The sequence below is a fragment of the Haladaptatus ordinarius genome (assembly GCF_054177595.1).
This window is the reverse complement of record NZ_JBPEHH010000209.1, coordinates 1-3,363: the sequence shown is the minus strand read 5'-3', so window position 1 is coordinate 3,363 and position 3,363 is coordinate 1. Positions and strand designations below refer to the sequence as shown.

General features: G+C 53.9%; 2 protein-coding genes and 2 pseudogenes. 1 reads left to right on the top strand and 3 read right to left on the bottom strand.

What is annotated here, in order from left to right; translation table 11 throughout:
- Positions 1 to 540: 540 nt before the first annotated feature.
- The 3 genes and pseudogenes from ACR3FF_RS26340 to ACR3FF_RS26330 all read right to left on the bottom strand — a co-directional run.
- A pseudogene (locus tag ACR3FF_RS26340) lies at positions 541 to 753 on the bottom strand (IS5/IS1182 family transposase); the annotation flags it as partial.
- Between the two features lie 216 nt (positions 754 to 969).
- Positions 970 to 2,046, bottom strand: a complete 1,077-nt coding sequence (locus ACR3FF_RS26335) for a rod shape-determining protein (RefSeq protein WP_458191047.1) — start codon at positions 2,044 to 2,046, stop codon at positions 970 to 972.
- 71 nt (positions 2,047 to 2,117) lie between these two features.
- Entirely contained in the window at positions 2,118 to 2,612 is a 495-nt protein-coding gene (locus ACR3FF_RS26330; protein ID WP_458191046.1) for a FlaD/FlaE family flagellar protein, read from the bottom strand.
- Between the two features lie 609 nt (positions 2,613 to 3,221).
- Between ACR3FF_RS26330 and ACR3FF_RS26325 the strand changes: the two are divergent.
- Positions 3,222 to 3,363: pseudogene (locus tag ACR3FF_RS26325) on the top strand (IS110 family transposase); the annotation flags it as partial.

Genomic DNA, 3,363 nt, shown 5'->3' with positions numbered 1-3,363 from the left:
TAGCCTCATTACGCACCAATCCGGACAGCGGCTGAATCAGGCGACTGATTCAGTCGCCTCATTCTGACTACTACGTGTCAGCAACTGGTCTCTTGAGCCAGAGTGGACAACTAGCGACTTTTTCACCTGGGAACGCGGAACCAATGATGTATGGACGCATATCGGCGTTGTGCTCTACCGTCGATCATCAGATACTCCGTCAGCCCTCACGATAACAGCCGAACTGAAAAATGAGCAAGTCACACCAGAATCACCTGGTATGATTGAATTTCCTGTGACCAATCGAAGTGACGAGGAACGAATCATTTTGAGTGGACCGCCCCCACCATTGAGTGTCCTGTGGGCTGAAGCAGACAGTGACGATCGCTCATTTTTATTGTGGGGTGAGTATGCATCGAGTGGTCACATATCGTTCAGAGATGGGAAGGCGAAGTCAATTCAGTTGGGATCGGAACACGGATCGAACCGGGTGAGACGATCATTCGAACGTATGAGATTCGAGTTGGGACAGATGGGTTGGCACCTGGAGACTACGTGGTTCATTTTCTCGACGATCCCGTGCATCTCGTGAAGCACATCGAGGAGCCGTCGATAGGGAAGGTCAAGGTATTCGCGGAGGCCGTGGATTACAACGATTACCCAGTCAGCGTAGCCACCGTCGCCCTTCTTGACCGCTGGTGATGTAACGCCAGCGACAGCGCGTTTCGCCAGTGTTACGAGGCGATCTGTAAAGCGCGAGAGACGAGAGAACACACTGCTCGGGTTGATTCAGAGGGCAGTTAGTTCATCCGAGTGAGCCACTTTCTCCAGCGTCTAAACAAGGCCCAATAGTTCCCAATCGCTATTATTCGCGATCTTAATTGTGGACAAAACAGATGACTGATGGAACCACTGGAGTATAAGCGAAATGAGGACCGTACAATCGCTGGGTAGTGTGTGAGACGTATTCTATGACACGCTCACTTTATGTTATTGAGTATAGTACGAGTTGTTTTCAACAAATCGATCGGCGATACGCTGGGCGCCGCGGGCGGCAGCCGTCGCGGGCTCGTCGGGTGCTGTCACTGACACCTCGTGCTGAAGCTCCTTACTCAGGCGGGTCTCGAATTCATCGACCAGCCCCGGGATACACGCCATCCCGCCCGTGAGGACGATGTCCTCGTTGAGCGCCCGCTTGTAGATTTTGATGTGATCATTGGCCAGCTGGGGGAGGAACGTGTTGGCGATTTTATCGACGGTCTCGTCGACGTACGCGTCGAGCCCGTCCATTACGCTGGTTTCGATAGTGAACTCGTGGGTACCACCGCCAGGCTGCTGGATGATGTCCGTGAACGGCTCGAAGTTCTCGAAGTCGCCATGCGTCTCCTTATACTCGCGGGCGGTCTGTGTGTCAACGTTGACCCGTCCCTGGGTCTCCTCCTCGATATTGTTGCTAATGTACCGATCGACTTTGTTGCCTGTGACCGCGCCGGTCGCGAACCGTGACAACTGCTGGCCCCGGCGGTAGGCACACACCTCAAGGTTGGTCGAGCCCAAGTTGATGCCGATAAAGACCTGCTCGATGGCATCCACCCCGATGCCGGGGGCGGCGATAGCGCCACAGAGTGATTCCGGGTAGCTCCGGATGAGTTTGTTGCCGATGTTGCTGCTCTCAATAACCGTCGCGAGGTTGTCGAGTCCTTGTTCGTTGTCGATGGTTGGAATGGCGTAGACGACGACGCTATTCGCGGGGATGTCATTGGTCTGAGTGAACTCATCGAAAAAGCGCTCAGCGACCCTTACGTCGTCGTCATTCTCCGGTAGCCCTGACCGAAGCATGTATTGCACTCGGTCGGGGTATTCCAGAGACGCCTGCTCGCCGTAGAGGACGCGCTCCTCATTGGTTAGTACGTCCTCGTACGTCGCGAGGCAGGTGAGTGCATCGATGGTCTGTACGGTATTCCCTTGCGGTAGGGCGATGACGGTGCGCGTGCTTCCAAGCTTGACTCCTACTGGGATCGGCGTTCCCTCATCTGTAGTCTCCTGGTTGCTTCCCTCGTTGCTCATACATCTTCGATCAGCAACACTGGTATAATAATACTACTGTTTTCGATTTGGGATATGAATCAAAATGTCAATCACACTATCGCAGCGAGCTTAGCTACGTACGCGAAACTTAACAGGTGGTCGGCCGTGTCAAGCGCCTTGTAACCGTCGCCGTCGCTCATGGCGATACCGAACAGGTGGTCGTTCAGATCCTTCGCAACCGGGGGTGTGAACCAGCCCAGCGTTTGGTAGTGTTCTAGCGTATCAACCGTTCCCCAAAAGCCAGCTGTCTCGGAGAGGAAATGAAGCCAGTCGAATGTGAGCGCGGAGGCCTCTTTGTCCTTCGGGAACTCGTGCAGGTACGGCTTCGACCCCAGCATCGACGGGTTGACCCCCTCCAGCAATTTGCACAGCCACTCATGTTGCTCGGGTGTTGGATCCTCGATACTCAGTGCCGGGTATTGGGCTTTCGATGGCCAGAGAACGACGTCCTCTTTGGCCTGACTCTCCAATCGCCCAACTTCACCCTCCCTATCGAAGAGCTCGTGGAGCTCATCCACGTCGTAGTTGATCGGATCAATCTTCATACGACTCTACATACGAGGTGAGAAAATCTTTTCCAGCCTAGCATAGAAGACTGTAGCCAATGCCGAGTACGTAGGCCGACCCGAATGACATCCGACGATGTATTTTCCATTTTACATCCGTTCATCACTGATAGCTCATTAGCTACACCAATATAATAACTGTGATAATCAAATTTGTGTCACCATTGAGAAATCGATCCTAAGGCTGGATTCTACGGCGTGAACAGTAGTCACACTCAGGACGTACGTCGTCGGCCATTGACGAACCTCTACAATGAAGCCAGACCGAATGCGTCCTGATCGTTAATTGATCCTTACAATTCAACCACTGATTTCACGAACTGCTTCATTGAAGGGTGGCATCGAATCGTTGGTTGGTTCTGTTGACTTGATGGAAACGCTGCTACCCTAGGAGAGCGTGAAACAAGATATGGGGCGCAAGAGACCGAGAGGATTTCTGTGCCACAGAGCACGTTCTGTTGACTGGTCCGTGTGCGAAAGAAGCCGAGTCATGGGCGTGACAGCCCGGATGCCGCGGCGCGCGGCATCCGGGAAAGCCCGAATAGGTGAATCTCTGCTTCACGCACTGGCGTCCCGGGTGAACGAACCATGTACCTCGGAATTGATGTCCAAAACGGTACGCACAGGTGGCAGTGATGGATGAGGCTGGGAAGATCGTCGAAGAGGTTCGCGTCGAGAACGCGAACCTCGACGACCTGGCCCAGCGGTACGCCGGCGCACAAGCCGTGCT

What these genes read in the sequence shown, in the direction of transcription:
- ACR3FF_RS26335 (WP_458191047.1), bottom strand. Translation starts at nt 2,046, where the DNA reads ATGAGCAACGAGGGAAGCAACCAGGAGACTACAGATGAGGGAACGCCG.
- ACR3FF_RS26330 (WP_458191046.1), bottom strand. Translation starts at nt 2,612, where the DNA reads ATGAAGATTGATCCGATCAACTACGACGTGGATGAGCTCCACGAGCTC.